The sequence below is a fragment of the Citrobacter sp. Cu096 genome (assembly GCF_030332285.1).
In the GTDB taxonomy this organism is placed as follows: Bacteria; Pseudomonadota; Gammaproteobacteria; order Enterobacterales; family Enterobacteriaceae; genus Citrobacter; species Citrobacter meridianamericanus.
This window is the reverse complement of record NZ_JAOWID010000019.1, coordinates 288,675-304,729: the sequence shown is the minus strand read 5'-3', so window position 1 is coordinate 304,729 and position 16,055 is coordinate 288,675. Positions and strand designations below refer to the sequence as shown.

Annotated in this window: 25 protein-coding genes and 1 pseudogene; 5 read left to right on the top strand and 21 right to left on the bottom strand. The window is 47.5% G+C overall.

Annotation, left to right across the window (positions count from 1 at the left end; all coding sequences use genetic code 11):
- Positions 1–58 precede the first annotated feature (58 nt).
- Positions 59–730: a hypothetical protein gene (locus tag OGX99_RS05565; RefSeq protein WP_151224008.1), complete on the top strand. Its 672-nt coding sequence runs from the start codon at positions 59–61 to the stop codon at positions 728–730.
- A gap of 13 nt (positions 731–743) precedes the next feature.
- Positions 744–1,184: a hypothetical protein gene (locus OGX99_RS05560; RefSeq protein WP_048213724.1), complete on the top strand. Its 441-nt coding sequence runs from the start codon at positions 744–746 to the stop codon at positions 1,182–1,184.
- A gap of 229 nt (positions 1,185–1,413) precedes the next feature.
- On the opposite strand, the gene dinD is transcribed toward OGX99_RS05560, so the two are convergent.
- Positions 1,414–2,238, bottom strand: a complete 825-nt coding sequence (gene dinD, locus OGX99_RS05555; RefSeq protein ID WP_286542916.1) for a DNA damage-inducible protein D — start codon at positions 2,236–2,238, stop codon at positions 1,414–1,416.
- Positions 2,239–2,370: 132 nt separating this feature from the next.
- Between dinD and OGX99_RS05550 the strand changes: the two genes are divergently transcribed.
- A complete protein-coding gene (locus OGX99_RS05550; RefSeq protein WP_286542913.1) occupies positions 2,371–2,745 on the top strand; it encodes a hypothetical protein in 375 nt (124 codons plus the stop codon).
- 109 nt (positions 2,746–2,854) lie between these two features.
- On the opposite strand, the gene OGX99_RS05545 is transcribed toward OGX99_RS05550, so the two are convergent.
- Positions 2,855–3,076 carry an excisionase gene (locus OGX99_RS05545; RefSeq protein WP_230127828.1) on the bottom strand — a complete coding sequence of 74 codons (222 nt, stop codon included), beginning with the start codon at positions 3,074–3,076 and terminating at the stop codon, positions 2,855–2,857.
- A gap of 51 nt (positions 3,077–3,127) precedes the next feature.
- On the opposite strand from OGX99_RS05545, the pseudogene OGX99_RS05540 reads away from it, so the two are divergent.
- Positions 3,128–3,310: pseudogene (locus OGX99_RS05540) on the top strand (hypothetical protein); the annotation flags it as partial.
- 754 nt (positions 3,311–4,064) lie between these two features.
- Complete coding sequence (locus OGX99_RS05525) at positions 4,065–4,790, top strand: hypothetical protein (RefSeq protein WP_286542907.1); 726 nt, start codon at positions 4,065–4,067, stop codon at positions 4,788–4,790.
- A 25-nt stretch (positions 4,791–4,815) separates the two neighbouring features.
- Here OGX99_RS05525 and OGX99_RS05520 read toward each other — a convergent pair whose 3' ends face one another.
- The 19 genes from OGX99_RS05520 to OGX99_RS05425 all read right to left on the bottom strand — a co-directional run bounded on the left by OGX99_RS05520 (position 4,816) and on the right by OGX99_RS05425 (position 15,873).
- The gene (locus OGX99_RS05520) at positions 4,816–6,633 is read right to left on the bottom strand and encodes a lytic transglycosylase domain-containing protein (protein ID WP_286542905.1); all 1,818 of its coding nucleotides are present in this window, start codon (positions 6,631–6,633) and stop codon (positions 4,816–4,818) included.
- Positions 6,630–6,812, bottom strand: coding sequence for a hypothetical protein (locus OGX99_RS05515; protein WP_079938906.1), 183 nt, complete (start codon positions 6,810–6,812; stop codon positions 6,630–6,632). The genes OGX99_RS05520 and OGX99_RS05515 overlap by 4 nt, the downstream gene beginning before the upstream one ends.
- Positions 6,813–6,961: 149 nt before the next feature.
- Complete coding sequence (locus OGX99_RS05510; RefSeq protein ID WP_286542903.1) at positions 6,962–7,549, bottom strand: hypothetical protein; 588 nt, start codon at positions 7,547–7,549, stop codon at positions 6,962–6,964.
- 394 nt (positions 7,550–7,943) lie between these two features.
- The gene (locus tag OGX99_RS05505) at positions 7,944–8,132 is read right to left on the bottom strand and encodes a PerC family transcriptional regulator (protein WP_286542901.1); all 189 of its coding nucleotides are present in this window, start codon (positions 8,130–8,132) and stop codon (positions 7,944–7,946) included.
- Positions 8,092–8,241, bottom strand: a complete 150-nt coding sequence (locus OGX99_RS05500) for a hypothetical protein (RefSeq protein WP_286543000.1) — start codon at positions 8,239–8,241, stop codon at positions 8,092–8,094. The genes OGX99_RS05505 and OGX99_RS05500 overlap by 41 nt, the downstream gene beginning before the upstream one ends.
- 11 nt (positions 8,242–8,252) lie before the next feature.
- Positions 8,253–8,855: a hypothetical protein gene (locus OGX99_RS05495; protein ID WP_286542899.1), complete on the bottom strand. Its 603-nt coding sequence runs from the start codon at positions 8,853–8,855 to the stop codon at positions 8,253–8,255.
- The gene (locus tag OGX99_RS05490) at positions 8,855–9,418 is read right to left on the bottom strand and encodes a hypothetical protein (RefSeq protein WP_286542897.1); all 564 of its coding nucleotides are present in this window, start codon (positions 9,416–9,418) and stop codon (positions 8,855–8,857) included. Before OGX99_RS05490 ends, OGX99_RS05495 begins: the two co-directional genes overlap by 1 nt.
- Complete coding sequence (locus tag OGX99_RS05485; protein ID WP_130715289.1) at positions 9,415–9,636, bottom strand: hypothetical protein; 222 nt, start codon at positions 9,634–9,636, stop codon at positions 9,415–9,417. The genes OGX99_RS05490 and OGX99_RS05485 overlap by 4 nt, the downstream gene beginning before the upstream one ends.
- Positions 9,633–9,896, bottom strand: coding sequence for a nicotinic acetylcholine receptor subunit beta (locus OGX99_RS05480; protein ID WP_286542893.1), 264 nt, complete (start codon positions 9,894–9,896; stop codon positions 9,633–9,635). Before OGX99_RS05480 ends, OGX99_RS05485 begins: the two co-directional genes overlap by 4 nt.
- Positions 9,893–10,093 carry a hypothetical protein gene (locus tag OGX99_RS05475; protein WP_286542891.1) on the bottom strand — a complete coding sequence of 67 codons (201 nt, stop codon included), beginning with the start codon at positions 10,091–10,093 and terminating at the stop codon, positions 9,893–9,895. The genes OGX99_RS05480 and OGX99_RS05475 overlap by 4 nt, the downstream gene beginning before the upstream one ends.
- Entirely contained in the window at positions 10,090–10,284 is a 195-nt protein-coding gene (locus OGX99_RS05470) for a hypothetical protein (protein ID WP_079938915.1), read from the bottom strand. Before OGX99_RS05470 ends, OGX99_RS05475 begins: the two co-directional genes overlap by 4 nt.
- Positions 10,277–11,311: a host cell division inhibitor Icd-like protein gene (locus OGX99_RS23855; protein WP_502873426.1), complete on the bottom strand. Its 1,035-nt coding sequence runs from the start codon at positions 11,309–11,311 to the stop codon at positions 10,277–10,279. The genes OGX99_RS05470 and OGX99_RS23855 overlap by 8 nt, the downstream gene beginning before the upstream one ends.
- Positions 11,308–11,487 (bottom strand): DUF4222 domain-containing protein, encoded by a 180-nt coding sequence (locus tag OGX99_RS05455; protein WP_286542888.1) that lies wholly within the window; start codon positions 11,485–11,487, stop codon positions 11,308–11,310. Before OGX99_RS05455 ends, OGX99_RS23855 begins: the two co-directional genes overlap by 4 nt.
- Complete coding sequence (locus OGX99_RS05450) at positions 11,487–12,083, bottom strand: BRO-N domain-containing protein (protein WP_286542886.1); 597 nt, start codon at positions 12,081–12,083, stop codon at positions 11,487–11,489. The genes OGX99_RS05455 and OGX99_RS05450 overlap by 1 nt, the downstream gene beginning before the upstream one ends.
- Positions 12,076–12,906, bottom strand: a complete 831-nt coding sequence (locus OGX99_RS05445; RefSeq protein WP_286542884.1) for an antA/AntB antirepressor family protein — start codon at positions 12,904–12,906, stop codon at positions 12,076–12,078. The genes OGX99_RS05450 and OGX99_RS05445 overlap by 8 nt, the downstream gene beginning before the upstream one ends.
- 13 nt (positions 12,907–12,919) lie before the next feature.
- Positions 12,920–13,354 carry a PM1773 family protein gene (locus OGX99_RS05440; protein ID WP_130715286.1) on the bottom strand — a complete coding sequence of 145 codons (435 nt, stop codon included), beginning with the start codon at positions 13,352–13,354 and terminating at the stop codon, positions 12,920–12,922.
- Positions 13,354–13,557 (bottom strand): helix-turn-helix transcriptional regulator, encoded by a 204-nt coding sequence (locus tag OGX99_RS05435; protein ID WP_286542881.1) that lies wholly within the window; start codon positions 13,555–13,557, stop codon positions 13,354–13,356. The genes OGX99_RS05440 and OGX99_RS05435 overlap by 1 nt, the downstream gene beginning before the upstream one ends.
- A gap of 111 nt (positions 13,558–13,668) precedes the next feature.
- Positions 13,669–14,520 carry a DUF6387 family protein gene (locus tag OGX99_RS05430; RefSeq protein WP_286542879.1) on the bottom strand — a complete coding sequence of 284 codons (852 nt, stop codon included), beginning with the start codon at positions 14,518–14,520 and terminating at the stop codon, positions 13,669–13,671.
- A gap of 93 nt (positions 14,521–14,613) precedes the next feature.
- A complete protein-coding gene (locus OGX99_RS05425; RefSeq protein WP_286542877.1) occupies positions 14,614–15,873 on the bottom strand; it encodes a tyrosine-type recombinase/integrase in 1,260 nt (419 codons plus the stop codon).
- Positions 15,874–16,055 lie beyond the last annotated feature (182 nt).

The window sequence follows — 16,055 nt, the reverse complement described above, 5'->3', positions numbered from 1 at the left end:
TGCGTGTAGACACATATACAGCAAAATCTTCAGCATTTAGTCAGTCGGAGTGATAGACATGAGCGTAAGAGAGGAAATTCAGGATGGCAGAGAGGCTGGACATTTAAGAAGTGGGATAATCTACACCGAAGTTTTGGGGTGGATAGATATGGGACATGCTCGAGGAGATGATGTCAGAAAGTTACTCTCGGATATGCACCAAGGCGAGCATTCAGGAAAGGATTATTACGATGTAAAATACACTCAAAGTATGGGAAGAGGAGGGCTCACAATTGGGAAGTTCATCAGATGGAGAATTAGAAAAGGGCGAAGTTTATTTGAACGATATAGTATAGCACTTTCCATGATGATGGCGCTTGCTCATCGTTTTGAAGGTTTACAGTCAAATTTCCCCTTTTATCTTTACACCGACAGCGGTTTCAGTGGTGAGGATTTAGTATCCGATTTGCTGGGGTTCTACCGCGTAGTCTCATATAGTAACCCATTCCCGCTATTGCAGCCCGTCAGCAAAGAGGAAGCCCTCAGGCGTTGGGATTATTATGGTCCAATCGGCTCTTTTAAAAACACCTCATTCCAACCGATATTATTTCCCGATCCGATGAAATCAGCTTTAGCTCTTCCTGTAAAAGGTGTTTTACCCTCATTCATGAGAACAGTGATACCTTACAGCGACTTTAGTTCTGGTAACGTTAAAATAGTTTCAAGAGATGGAACGGTCGTTAACTGGTAAAAAAGGGAAACATATGAAACAGGCAGTCATAATAGTGCTGATGATAATAGCTATATGCAGCTCTTATTTCTGGCCTAATATAAAAATGAGACTTGCAGGTAACGCACAATATACAGAGTTTGATAAAGCCAAATATGATTATTACACTCCTCAAGTTTTAAAAAAAATGCCGAGAATATCCCAAGTGTATGACTTTAATTATACGAACATTTCTGGTCCTAAGGCTGATGTATGGAGTGTTACGTTCCATGATACCAGGGATACGGGGAGGATTAGTAAATATCTCTCAATGGCGGGCTATGAAAAACAGGTAAAATGTGATGTTGAGGCAGAATGCTGGCGTCTCAGGGGATCCGATGAAGTACTGACAGTCGTGAATATGAACAGCAGTAATGCTGTTCGGATTGATATTCTGAAGAGTATTTATAACGACAAATATATGCCAGATAAATAAGTATTCAATTTTATATAAGTCAGCACTTACTGGCGGTACGGATAGCCTGCATTGAGCAGGCTATCTAGTACGTTACGATAGCATAGGGATGATATTCAAAATTACTCGATTGAATCTGTTTATTGAGTAGACGCCTCAACGCCCCGCCATTGATGGGTTTTGTCATTTGCTTTTTCTGATTGTGTACACCCTTGTGTACACCGCAAAGTGATGTGCTTAAAGGGTGTGTCTACTTTTTATCCAGCTTCTTGGCGGCAGATTCTAATTGTTTGATGCTTTTTTCCGGTGCAGGTAGATTCTCTGGCATTGTCCCGCCTAGCTCCTGGATTGTTTGCCTGACTTTCCTGCCTACCTCAAAGTGAGTTTCATTAGCTTTTTGCTTCGATTTAACATTATCTCTTCGGAGTTTTTCTTCTGCCTGAGTTGCTCGGAATAGGTTTGCAGCCAATTCAGTAGAACCCATGTGATCGAGTATTTTTTGGCTTTTTTTAAGCCCTTTTTGCTGGTGAATGGCTTTTTGATCTAGCCCACCATAGAGACCCTTGTATCCGTGGTTTTGGAAGATTGCAAAATCTAACGTTGTTTCAACACCAGCCTGCTGGGCTGCCTCAACAAGTTGCTTGTTGTGCTCCTTTAACTCGTTTCGGAGAAAAAGCCGCTTTTGATCCTCGCGGAGTTGCTTGAATGTTTCATCGTCGGCTAGTTCTTGCCGCCTTGTCTGTATTGCAAAGTATGTTTGCCCGGCGGCAATAACTGGCTTACTAGGATCGCCGTTCTGCACAACTAGATAGCAGGCATATCTGGACAAATGAACATCTTCTAACTCTCGTTGAGCGCCAGACCCTAGAGCAACCATTTTGATGGTCTCAACAAAATGGTCTGAAACCTCTTGGTTGCTGGCTTCACATGCCTGAGATGCTCGCGCCAGAACGTTTTGAAAGTTTCGCCAATTTCGATAGTCCAATAGTGGTGCCAAGTCTCTTGCAGACCAATACTCCTGCCCTTCACTTCCATATTGTCGTAAGTCTTCAAATGGTTGATGGTGCTCGTTCATTGCTCACTCCATGTATTGGTTTGATGTTCAGTGTGGTGACTTTTGCTGGCGCTACCGCTAACGGCGAGACTCAATATCTCACATTCTGATTATTGTATGATACCTCTATCCCACAATAAGGAGCCCACCAGCATGAGAATGACCAGCCGCAAAAAAGAGATACTCAGCTACTTTGAACCGGATAACCTCGAATGGGTGACTGGGGAAATTGGAGCGCCTCCGTTCGATGTGTCCGGTGTGGCCTACCTTCTTCACGGCATGGAATCGTTCGGCAAGCGTCACCAGCTCGAATCTACTCGCCGAACGCTCGAAAGCATGGTTGCTGATCGGCTGTTAGATAAGGTGACGGTCTACGAACAGCGGCAGAACACCACACAGGGCAGCGCCAATTCTGCCGGTGTCTGGTGTAACTGTTCCCGTTATGGGTTGCCCGGTCAGTGTAATGTGATGCGCGATACTGGAGGTGCTGATAACTCCATATCAGGTGAGTGTGTGCGGGTTGGTTAGGTAGTAGAAAAAAGCGGTATCTAAAATATAAAAGCCTCCACATGGGAGGCTATGCAGGCTCAGCGTTCCAGCGCCACTTTAGAAGTAATTGACCCTATGTGTTATCCACTTAGCTCTTACGCTGATCATTATGAATTCTCTCTAATAATGGGGTTCGGTTTTTTTGTTCGTTGATACGTACGGAATTTTCATCAAATAGATATTCGCGCCCATCCTTCACAGGGGCTGGATAAATTTTCCCTTCACGTACCCATCGGCGCACTGTCTCCTCGCTGCGTGGGCGTGGTAAACGGCTATTCCACTCTTTTAGCGTCAATTTCTTTGGTGCCATAATCCCTCCAATAACTTCCTAATGATCTAACATACTGATACGGTCGCCATCATGAGTAAATCCAACCTTGTCGCGTTCCGCGTGCCGGCTGAATTGGTGGATGCGTTTAATGGGTCTGTAGCAGCATCTGGTGGCGACAAAACAGCGTGGCTACTCGATGCCCTACGCAGCAAATTAAACCAGCCAGAGAATAACCCACAGTCGCGTATGCTGGCGCTGGTGGAGCGAATGGAAGTGGTAGGGAATCAATTCAGAAAAGTTAGAAGTAGGCATCACTAGCTAAGCAGAGGCACGCATGGGCAGACAACTTGAACCAACCTCTTTGATAGACATGCGTTACATGACCAATGATTCTGGGTTCACTTCTAAATACTTTTACGGGCAAATAAAAACAGGCAATCTACCTCCCCCCATAAAGTTTGGTCGCAGCTCTCGTTGGTTGCTTAGCGATTACGAACAATGGAAGCAATCGCATAAAAGAAATGATAAATAGCCATGTCACCGCCGTGGCGCTGGCTTGTTCCACTGGTAGGTCGGTGTTTTCATCATGTCCTGGAACCTGTTGCGCCTTACTATATCGGCATTAACAGTACGTTCTATCTCCCGCTGATCTGCAGGAGTAAGCTGGTGGCCGTCATGCTCAAGTTTTGCTATAGCCAGTAATCCAATCTCTCGTGGCGTCATCATTTGTCCCCATGCTGGTAATGTCCGGTATTGTATTGCCATCCATGTGATAACTCACGACCGGCATAGCTACTCTTTTTTTGCTCTGTTGAAGGTGAGCTCTGACAGGCTGTCGATTAGAATAACTAGCTCACCATCTCAACGACTTACAATCTTAACAAACCTTAAGATCTCATGCGGTAGGGTGGGCAAACGTAACTATTAACGGCTGGACGCGTTATGAAATCTCACATTTGTGCGATAAATCACATGTTGCAAAGCAAGTTAATAGATAAAGTCATCAAAATTACACAATGGTATCGAGATGAAAAAAATAACGGCACCCGTAATAATGTTCCTCATATTCCTATCTGTGAAGGCAAATGCTGAAAATGTGACGGGATTGGATCTTATTGAAAAATGCTCTTCATACGCTGATCAAGTTGTCGAAAAATCAGGGGATGAACTCGCACAGATTGGTGAAACACCTGCGGATATTAGGTCTTATGTGAACCTTACCTGTATAGACGCTATGAGAACGGCAGTTGTTGCTAAAAATGTAAAAGAAATAAACCAGTGGAAAATAGCCAAGGTTAAATCTGTTTGGGGGTTCAATGATGACAGAAAAACATACCAAACTAATGTCATCAATACATCTTCTGAGATGGCAATCGAGTATTACTACAGTCAGCACCCAGATCTCGTACCTCAGGTTACTTATCCCACAGTTCCATCAGATGCTACAACTGAGCAAAAAGTTTCAGCACTGGAGCTTTACTCATCACAAAAAAAGATACATGGTTTAACAGTAAAAAATCACTGCGAACGGTTATCTCAAGATGCCCCAAAAGCTTCAACAAGTTATTCCATACTGAAGCTTGATGGCATGTTGGCATGTCAGGGGGTTATGGTTGCCAACATTACACAGGGCCAGCACGGAATACCTCTTGTTGAAGCGTTGAAAATAGCAGAAAGAGCCTATGGGAAAAGCTCAGAAGAATACGCATTCTTAATTAAGATAATTAGATCAGCCAACTCATTATCCAAATAATTTTCAACGAACATTAGGAGCGCTATCACTTAACGGCACTTGAAAATGCTGCGTTGGTGGATGCCCTTTGACTTTGTCGCTTGATACCCTCGTTGAGCTCATCAACTGTGCGTGGGTTGCTGTTCACGTTAACGGTGTTGATGTGAGTAGTATTTTGTATTTGAGGCTGCCCACCGCTTGAAGCAAGTTGGTATGAACTGCTAGCAGCCAGCTTTGTTTGCGTCGCGTAATAGTTACTGTAGCTATCTGCGCCAGTAGAGTTATTTTCATCACTCAAGCCCATAGCGGACCTGATTTTGCCAGTATAATCCCGTGTTTCTTTTGGTAATGGACGCCAGTTACCATCCTTGTCAGTGAATCCTGCGCCTCTTCCCTGTTCTATCCACTGGTCAACATTACCCATACCCCAATTGTATGCCATAAGGGCGTCATTAAGATTTCCATCGTATTTCTTCAGTAATTTGCTGATATAACTTAAGGTTGCTGCTCTGGATTTTTCAGGGTCAAGCCGCTCATCCACTTGTGAGTCAATGCGTAATCCAAGCTCCCTGCCTGTGTCAGCCATGATTTGATACTCGCCGACAGCGCCCTTGGGGCTGTATAGATGCGCTCCATCACTGGATTCAACTTTTCGTATCGCATCGGCCAAAATATCAGTGGAGCCTGGAATATCCCACTGAATATTATCCCCATTCACAGCGCCGGGCTTGCGCCCTAAATCGGTATCAATTCCGATTCCTCGAAGCATATCCCCCATATTACGTTTTGCGTAGTTCAATGATGACTCAGCGCTGTCTTTGATGTTGTTCTGGTCATTGTAAAGGTAATTGCCATAAGCAACCAATCCAGCCAGCCAAGGAGGGATCCCCGCGCCTGTTACCTTGCTTCCTACATAAGCTGCTGCCAGTAACTTTAGTGCGTTCTCAGCGCCACCTACGGCCTCTGTAAATCGCTTGGCGGTCTTACCAGCATCATCAAAGAAACCGATAATGTTTCCGTGGTTATTCTCAATCCATGAGCCAAACGCTTTCATTCCGTTAACGACATCAGGGGCAAAGGCAGCCGCTAAATCAGTTTTCAGTCGCGTGAACTGTGAATCCAGTTGCCCAAGGGTAACAGCTACTCTTTCCTGCTCCCTGACCTGCCGGGCGGTGATGTTCGACTTCTTCGTTTCAGAATCGACCAGAGACTTTAGCTCGCCAGATTTAATCTTGGCGGCGTCTGTCGGATCGAATCCGGCTGCCGCCATCACCTGCATCAGATTTTCCTGAGAGTGGGATTTGCCGTAGCGGGTAAACTCTCCCAGCGCCTTGTTAGGGGCGCCAAGGTTATTGATGTTCAGGCCGGTACGAGCACCAAGCACCATCAGGCTTTGCGCCGCGCCGGTGAGCCCGCCAAAGATTGTCGGGTCTTTGATATTAGCCAGCGCCATGCGGGCATTACCAGAAGCGCCAATAAAGGAGTCAGCATTAAGGCCCGCCTGCTGGAATCCACGACGAACACCGAATAACTTATTCACATCAGTACCGAAATACTTCGCCTGATTGCTCGCACGAACGATTTCGTTGGAGGTTGAGGTGAATAGCTGTTTGATGCCGTAAAGGCCAGCGCTTAGCCCGAGAAAGCTGGCAGCGGCTGCCATAACGTTGCGTGTAGCGGAGGCGGCGGATTTACCGAATTTCTCAAGTTCTTCCCGCTGTTTTTTTAGTTCTTTATCTCGCTCTTTTTCCGAGCGGGACAACTCCTGGTTTAGCTTTCTGATTTCATCCTGTACCTTTCGCTTTCCATGCAGGAATTCATCTGTTTTTACTGTGACTTTGTATGCCAGCTCGTTAATAATCATGCGGACACCTTCATTTTTGCGTGCATCGCCAGTGCGCTGTCCACCAGCCCACGAGCGATTTCATGAATAGAGGGCGCAACCCCGAGCCCTGACTGTTTGCGTTGTTGCTCCTGAATATTTCGAATGGCCTGCAACTGCGCATCACTGAGCAATACAGGCTTGACGCTTTGTTTAGACATTTACCACCTCCTGATATTTATACAGTTATTTTAGTTGCAACAAATGAAACGATCACCATATTTATTGCAATTAATGAAAGAGCAAATTCGATCATTACCAGAAGGGGAATTGATGGAATAGGAGGGTTAACAGACTATCTTCCAACGAGTCAGTTGGCAGTGACCAACCTCTTTACTCTTCCGCAGATTTTATCGACCACCGGTGTGAAAGCCTGCCAGTAAGCACTCTCATAGCGAACCAGCGCCGCTACTTTTTTGTTGAATGTATCCCAGCGCATTCCCTTTGGCTTCGGGAAGGAACAGGGATCGTTAGCCAAATTACGTGTCTGTTCGGTGTTTCCCCAGACGGCATAACGTTGACGGCGCATTTTCATTCGCATCCGGCCTAACCTGTCCTCGCTCTGACTGGTGTAGTGAAGATTCCAGCACTTACGGCAGGCGATATCCGCTTTCCCTATGTACAGCTTCGCTACACGTTTCCCGCAGTGTGGGCAGGTATACCATTGCCGAACACCGTAGCCAGCATCAGTGAGAGAAATTCTGATTATCCGCGTAACGCCGTTAATGGTCATGACATAGCCATCTGGCTGCCGCATGGTATACAGAGTACCGCTCTCAGTCTGGCAGGAGAGCTGAGTACCAGGCGAGGTATTCACCAGTATGCGGCGAATATTTGCCAGAAAGGGCAGGCCGATGCGGGGCAGGTCAGTTGTGTGGTTGCGCGTTCTGTCTCTCACTGATGGTCCTCTGCTCTGAGCAATGTTAGGAAATGTTAGGATTTGCGCTGCGCACTGCGCAAAAATGAATACGAAATAATATGAGTATTTAGGAGCTAATTGCGCACAGGCTTTGCGAATTCGCACCAGCAAACATCATCGTTTATGCAGCATACAGCCTGAGTTTGGCTGTAATTTCATTTTCCGTTTGCGCAGTCGTATCCGTTTCGGTTCTGGCGAAATCACTATTTTGCTGCGAACTTCACTGCGAACTGGTTACCAGGTGAATGCGGTAATTTTGCTGTTAACCGGTGTATTCTGCTGCGCGGCAGGCTTATGGATATAAGTACGCAGTTAGAATGCGCACTTTTGCTGCGTACCAGCATGCGTACTGCGAACCATAAGACCCGATGCCCTAACGCTGTTTCCTGCAAGTCAGCCGGAACGCGCTACCGTTTGGCTGAGCGATCCCCATGCGATGCTGTGTATCCGTCGCAGGTTTATGCAAATCACCATAATCATCCACCTTTACTGGCGGTCGTTTAACCTTTTCAAGACACGTTTCACGGTGCTGCTTTAACCTCCACGCGAACAGCCTCACCATTTGCGTCAATCATGAAATAATCACCGCCGTTGGTCGCTGATATATGGTCATACAGCGCCGCCGCATACTGGTTAGCCAGCGCATTCAGTCGAAAGTTTTTAGTAATCACGCTCTCTCTCCTCAGTGCGCCACTGGCGTTTCAGGCCAGCCGTTTACTTCCAGATCGCTAATAAAGTGATCATGTAGCTCTGCCAGTACTTCACGTCCGAACGGCGTTAGCTCGCCCAGCTCAACATCCAGCATGGAACGATAGAAAATAATGATATTCTCTGTCCCTTGCTCAACACCGTAACGCTCGAGCATGGCTCCCTCGATGTTGTTTGCCATCGCCAGTCTTTCAGCTAAGGGATACAGCGGGATTGTTGTATCTCTATTGGAATAAAGCGCTGCCCACGAGGCTGTACCGTCTAAATCAGTCACAATGGTTGTACCGTTCTCGCGCTTCATTTCGGCAATGAATGCGGCAGCAATTAGCCATCGCCACATGGTGGCGTTATGCTGAGCGGTATAATCGAACCAGCCAGCGTTGCCACCTTTAGCTACAGCAAGATGGATTGCAAAACCCTCATCTAAATTATTGTCATACTCGCCAGCATCCAGACGCGTTATAGCCTCCTCAAAACCGAGGAGAGCAGTATGCCCACATACTCCGGCATTACTTCGGGTTACGATGGTTACGCCATCAGGAGTGGCCTCTGCGAAATAGTTCATAGTCCTCTCCATCAGTGAATGGCCCGGTTATCAGGGAACGCGCCGGTAACAGCCATAGTGACAAAAGCATCCAAAAAGCCGGTGATTTGTCTCATGCCCTCGGCAGACAAAATCAAGCCACCATCATCAGGGAAATTTGTCACCATTGCCCGGTAGGCTTCTGTACAGGCAACCCTGCCCTCATCACTGCCCAAAATCTGCAGGAGTTGCGTTTCCACCAGACACATAAGCGCATTGCGCACATTCCTCATTCTCAGAGGCACAGGGATCCCGCCCCCAGCGTAGGTGTAATATTTATCCTCACCCGGCGTGATGCTTTCTGACTCGCAACCGTTTTTAGCAAGTTCACGGATGAACATGCCCGCCACCAGCCACCGCCACATAACAATCTGCTGGTCCATATCGGGGTCAACCCAGCCACGCTGATGGGCCTCATTTATTTCCTGTAAAGCCTGATAAGCATCAACCGGGCAGGAATCATATGTGCCGTTCTCAAACAAACTGATGACGTCCGAGTAGGCCTGCAGCTTCCCGTTGATAATTATTCCTTCAGGAATCGCTTTAATCTCATTCATGCCTTGTTCTCCCTGTAATCACGCATCACATAGTCCGCCAGCTGGCTTTCTGCCTCGCTCATCGCCTCTGGAACGCCATGCAGTAAAGTGAGAATTGAACCGATAAGGCGTGTTAATTCTGGACTTGGGCATTGTGGGGTTCTTTCCACCCACATAGATAAAACGGCCTGTGCCTGCTCAACCTGGCGGGTAGCATCAATAAGTTGTAACTGGCTCATGCTCTCCCCTCCGCATCAATACGGGCAATATCGATAATCGTCAGGATTTTGTTTAACCAGCAATTCAGTACTACCCCCTGTTCTTCGTCGAGTTCGGGAAGCAACTCCGTCATCACATGAGCCAGACCTGTACGGGCGCGGTTCATTCGTTCCACGGTACGTTCGGCGAGCGCGAATGATTTGGGGTAGGGATGTTCACGAGCTAGCATTTCTTCGGCATTCAGTTCCGCCGGGTGGCGATAGATTGCGTTGATATTCATGCTGCGACCTCCATTTCCTGACTTATTTTTCTTTGCTGTACACAAATGATTTTTCCAACGCTCCAGCCATTGCTCTGCGCTTCATGGTTCATTTTTTGGATTGCGTCACTGGGGCTGGTGGCGTTGCCATACCATGTCACTGGGATCGGTGCGCCCGCACGGTCGAAACAGTTAACTAACACACGGTACTTATTCATTCTTCACCCTCCAGAATTGCCAGCTCACAACGCGCCTCATTGACCAAACCAGAACACGCATCAATAGCGTCTGAAATATCGCAAGGCTCCATTTCTCCGGCTGCGTGGCGGACGGCAATCAGTACAGCGGAAGCCTGCTCAATGGATCTGAGGGCAATCGCAATGCTGCTTTTCAATGGTTTTTTACGCATTGCTCCCTCCGACAACTGGCAGGCGGGCAGCCAAAGAGAGAATGAAATGCGGGGCTAAGATGCTGCGTGCTTCGCGCTCAGTTTCAGCCTCAACAGACAGGCGGCATGGTTTGGCCTTTTTGTCGTGGCGGTTGATAGCGAGAAAACGCCATGTGAATTTTTTAAGGGTGTAAGAATCCCGCCCTTGCGGGTGTGTGTTATGATCGCTCATAGCTACCTCGTTACTGTAGATAACGCTGGTGGTAAGAAGCTCGGTAGATGTTAGCGCATCTCCGGGCTTCGCCATTTTTTGTACTTCCTGTGCCTTACCTGTGGATAAGGTGTTTAAACACTTTAGTGTGAGAATAGCACTATCGTCAAGCCCTTTGTGTTTAAACACTTCCTGTTTTTTAAACCCTCCTGTATGCTCAGCAGTGTTAAAACACCAAAAGAGAGATTTCTCAATGGCAACAGGACATAGAAACAATAAATCTGCATACAAAGGCATCCGATTCCCATATGACCTAGTCGAATCGATAGATGCCAGCATAGAAAATGAAAAGAACGAAAACCCTACAGCCAACTTCTCAGCATGGGTACTAGACGCCTGCAGCCGTAAACTAAAATCAGAACACCGTAAAAAAACGAAAGAAGACCCGAAGGGCTGACATACGAAAATTGCGCCCCCGTGCGCTATGACGTCAGATAAATCTTCTCGTACATGCGCACTGACCGCAAAATTCACCGCGTGGTGACTTCCGGCAATAGCAATCCAGTTCATACCACCAGCCAGCAGGGGGAATTTATTCCCCACAGTCAGCTTTTTAGAGGTGATTATTTTTTTGTTTGAAATGTCATCATTTGTCGTCATTCCCCGTGCGTGGATGTCAGGTTTTGTGAGGTTCAGGCTAAGTTTTGCTAAGCCATTAACCATAACAATTGATAACAGGCAGCCGTTCGTGACCTTGAGTTTTATAAGGTTCTGAGGGTTAACATTTGTTAACAGGCCAGCCAGGAGAAAACCCTTGCTCTGGACGGTAGCCATCATTGCGCCACCTCCCGGAATTCCTTAGTAAAGCGTTCCAGCGGCTGTACGCATGGTGAGTGATATCCGTCGCGGTAAAATGTCACTCGGTTAAAAATGACACTCTCAACCGTCACCATAGCGCCGTGTGCGTCCCTATAACGCTGTTGTGGGCGCGGAGTGTTGATAGGCTTAACCATTAGTGAATCTCCGGCAATTGTGGCTGATGTTTGCGCCATAATTCGGCTTCTTCTGCGATAAGTCGGGATTTCTCGCCTTTGCAGGCCTGAAGTTCTTTACCGAGGTTGCTGGCCTTCTTGGTATATGCAGCCTGTCGCTTGCTATGGTCGTTCAGGAATGCGAACGGCACGCCGTAGGAACCGGTTTTACGGATAGATGGAATAACCTCGCGGAATACCCAGTTAGTGAAGCGGTGAGCAAAAGTCCCCTCGGTGGTGGCTTTACGGCTACGGGCGATTAATTTGTAAAAGCCCGATTCGCAGACGGTACGCATAATCTGCAATCCACCGGGGGTGGGTGTTAAACACTCCCCCTTTTCATCCGCATCTAATCGCCGTAATGCGACTTTGTGATCGGCTATTTCCAGCGCCTCGCAAACGTCTTTGGCAATAAACCACGGATCGCCGTCCATATTGACGATGCGAACTTTCACACCGTCAAAACGAATAACGGAAATATCGCTCACATCTGCAGTTATTGATGTCTTAACGGTAACAGCCTGAGTGGGTCCAACTTTCGCCGACGGGGATGATTGGGTTTGGTACATTTTATTCATTGGAAGCCCCCAGATGCTTAGTCATCCAGCGCTGTGACAGGCGGGTTAATTCTGCTTTGCGCTGATCAAACTCCATGCCCATATCTATCAACGTGATGTTGGTACTCTCAAGGTAAGCAAGGTGCTCTAGCTGCTCAGCGTTCATGCTGTCGCGTGGCTCACCATCTACACCGTTTGTCTGCGCCCATTGCTTAGCTGTCAGGCCACCAAGAACAATGCGAGACAACATGTTGCTCTCATTGGTGTAGTGATGGCGCTGGGTGGCTTTACCTTGCTCCATTCGCGCCAATTCAAGCGCTTCACACATAGCGGTGAAACGACCAGCCGCATTGATGCGGGCTTTAAGATGCTGGCGATAACGGGCGGCAATCTCCGGTACGCTGCGCTGTAACTCCTCCTCGCACTGGATGAAGTAGCGGCGAACGGCTCGGCCTTGTTCGTTGCGCTCGAGCATTGCGATTTCTTTGGCGGTGCTGATAGACAGCAAATAATCCTTACCCGGCCTGCCTACAGCAATCGGGCTGCAAGCCGCGCCAGTAGGGCTTTTCCCCAATTTTGGGGAAATTGCTTTGTTAACGATGTAATCACTGCCAATAGCAAAGCCATAATCAGTAATACGGTCGGTGATCCACGTTGAGAAATCTTTGCCAACACCGAGCGCTTTATGCAGATCTCTGGCGCTCACAATATTGGTTTGACGTCCGCCAATCAGACCTGAATTAACCGGCACAATAGCGGCAAAGTCGTTATTGATAATTACGCTCTGGCCTACGTTAGATTGCGGGGCGTCCTCCGAAGTGAATCGGCTTTTTTCGAGTTTCATATTTCATACTCCGTTATGCGGCGGTGAATGCGTCCGGGTAGAGGTTGAGAATGTCGGTTATTTCAGGCTGAGTAAGTCCCTGATAACCACCTGCGGCAGCGTTGCTGTTAACCAACTGGATAACTCGCATCACGTCACCACGGCTTACAAAGCGGTAGCGTAGGTGTGCGCCAATGCCATCCGGATTTTTCTCATCAATACGTTCAAGCTGAATATCGAGGCGGCGCTCGATTTCAGACGCATAATTGCGGCCAGACGAAAGACGGCAGTAGCGTAGAATATCGTTCTCTGTCCATCCCTCTACGCCAGTGCGCAGCATATAGACTCGGGCACGATGCTTTTTCGGCGTGCGCTTCATCTGTTGAATAGAGTGGGCTGGTGGCGTAACATCGGATCCGCGAATATCTGAGTTAGCCGCCTGCTGTACTGGGCGGTTTTTCTTTTCCATTACGCCACCTTCCCGCGGCGTTCTGCCAGCCAGTTATGAATCTCTACCGCGTCAAATGCGGTGATCTTTTCACCTAGTTTTACCGGGCGAGGAAGTGAGCCGTCACGTACTTTGCGGTCGATAGTAGATACACTAACGCCCAGCAATTCAGCTAGGCGAAAGCGTCGGATGTAACCTTTAGTGGGGATAGTTTCTAAGTTCATGCTTCCCGTAACCTCTTGCCGATGGTTGCTGCTTCGTTACGGTGCATACTGATGAAAAAAACAGTCCTTATCTATACAGTTCCAAAATATTACAATCCGCAGATTTTAAAATTACTGAAAATCTGCCAATTTCAGAAACTCTGAAAACCTCATGTTTTCTATGTGTGGGTTATCGGCGTAGTATTTTTTTAGCGCAGTCCTGTTAAGCAAATCTCTTGCACATTCAGCAAAGGGTTTAACGGTGTCTCTAATATGAGCCCCTCCTTTTACTTCACCATTGGGCAAAGGACTGGGAAAGAGTAATCTGGCATAAAGCTCATTAGAGACAGACATGTCATTAATTCTTGCCCAGCGCGCAATATCAAGATAAGGAATAACTCTGTAGTGGTGAATTTTTGCTATTGTTGATAAGCCGAATCGTTTTCGCGCATCGCTAGAGCGTTCTTTAATCCCCGTCTGCTCTCTCCATTTTCTTAGAAGGATCTTGAATCCGGCAATCATTTCCTCATCACTCATTAGATCAAGGCCTATATCAACAAATATTCCCGTGGAACCATCTGACTTAGGGTCATCAATATCGAAAAGCATCGGTTGGTTATAAACATCATGATTGGCAATATCTGCTCTTGGTTCCAATTTTCCATGTTCATTAATGGAAATCCGACCATCTACCAAGCATGAATTAACAAAGGCACAAATCATGGAGAACGGTAACGGCATTATTCCCCTATCATCAAATGATAGCTCATTCTCGCCTATATCTTCATGGAACAGAGTTATATCTCCAATGAGAGGAAAAGGGAAAACAGCGAAAGATGTCTCTTTTCGATATTCTAAAGACGAATAGTGAGCATCCATCATAAAGGCCTCAGCTATTACATGTTGAACGCTCAAATCAAGTATGTAATCGTATTTTTCCAGCGAAAACCACTCTGTGATATCGCTATATTTTGCTCTTTTCATCACGTTACCTTTCACGCAATGCCTAAAATAGGATTGAGTCAGGCGGTAAGGCTTCCGCTTTTCGCCCCGTCGGACTAGGCTCAATCTGTCTGTTTACTTCACTATTCTGATTGGTGTTACGTTGTAATCTTCACCACTCTCTAAGGCCACCAGCAGATCGGCCCATTGTGCCAGCGCTGCTTTGCGTTCATCAAAATACTGATGCCGGTTATAGATACCCTCAACGCCTTTGATACGGTGATTTAGACATCTTTCTGCAACTACCGGATCAACACCTAGCGCCGCTAAGTGGGTGCGGGCAGTACGGCGGAAGTCGTGAATGGTGAAGTTCGGCACGTCCGGCATTTCTGCGCGTACCTTTGCCAGCGCCACGGGCAGAGTGCTTTCCTGAATGTGTGGAATCATCCTGTTTTGCATCTTTCTGGCTGGCAATACCCATGCGCTGTTGCATGAGAACGTGTAAAGCTCTCTTAGCCATTCAACTGCTGGTGGTGCCAGCGGAATATCTATTGCGTCACCATTTTTGCTGCGTTCTTCTGGTAAGTGCCAGATGCCTTTGTCCAGGTCGAACTCTTCCCAGCGGGCGGCGCATAACTCCATTTTACGAACGCATAGGGCTAACAATAGTTTGAAAGTGATCTCATTCTGTCGACTGAATCCCTTTGCGGTGCGCATGGCCCTGAATAGCTGGATTAGCTCATCACGGGTTAACCAGCGGTCACGGCTAACTTCCTTCCCACCAGCGTCCGAAACCTCAAATGCGGAACATGGGTTAATCTCCAGAGCGTGCCGCTTGATTCCGTAGTCGAATATGCGGCGCGTCCAACGTAAAACGTCCGTCGCTATGGTGGGCGCTCCACGGTCTACTATCGCTTTGAGCATGTCATCAATATGGCGCGGCTTTACGTCCTCCACCTTCATTCGCCCGATGTGGGGATTTATATCCTTGTCGATCCGGCGGCGTAGTATGTCGGGGTGCTTCCAGCGGGGCAGTATCTGGCGCTCAAAGTATTCAGCCGCTAGCTCTGAAACGCGCATGGCGTTTCTCTCTGCTTCCATCTTCGCCAGCGCTTCGGCTTTCCGTTCCTGCTTCTCTCCCGCGACGTCATAGCCCAGCGCAACACGCGCCGATAGCTCTTTGGCTGTCTCTCTGGCTTTTGATAGTGATAGCTCAGCATATGAGCCGATCATCATTGCGCGGGGTTTCCCAGCGAATTTATAGCGGAAGCGCCAGACGGGGGTCTGGTAGTTTTCGCGGTATGAAAGATAAAGCCCGTTACCGTCAGAGCGTCCCTCGAATCGCTCCCCGGCCTTTATCCATGCGCGGATCTGCATGTCTGTGAGTTTTGGCATTTTGCGAATATCCAAACTATTCCAAACTTTTAATAAGGGGTGTACACCTAGTTGAGTACACCTAACGCCATGTGTACACCTAGGTGTACACCTTAACTATGCGCTTTGTTGCGTCTTTATGATAGCCCATGATAACAAAAAAGCCCGTCTAAATGCGGGCTTTGCTGGTTTTGTGCGTCTTT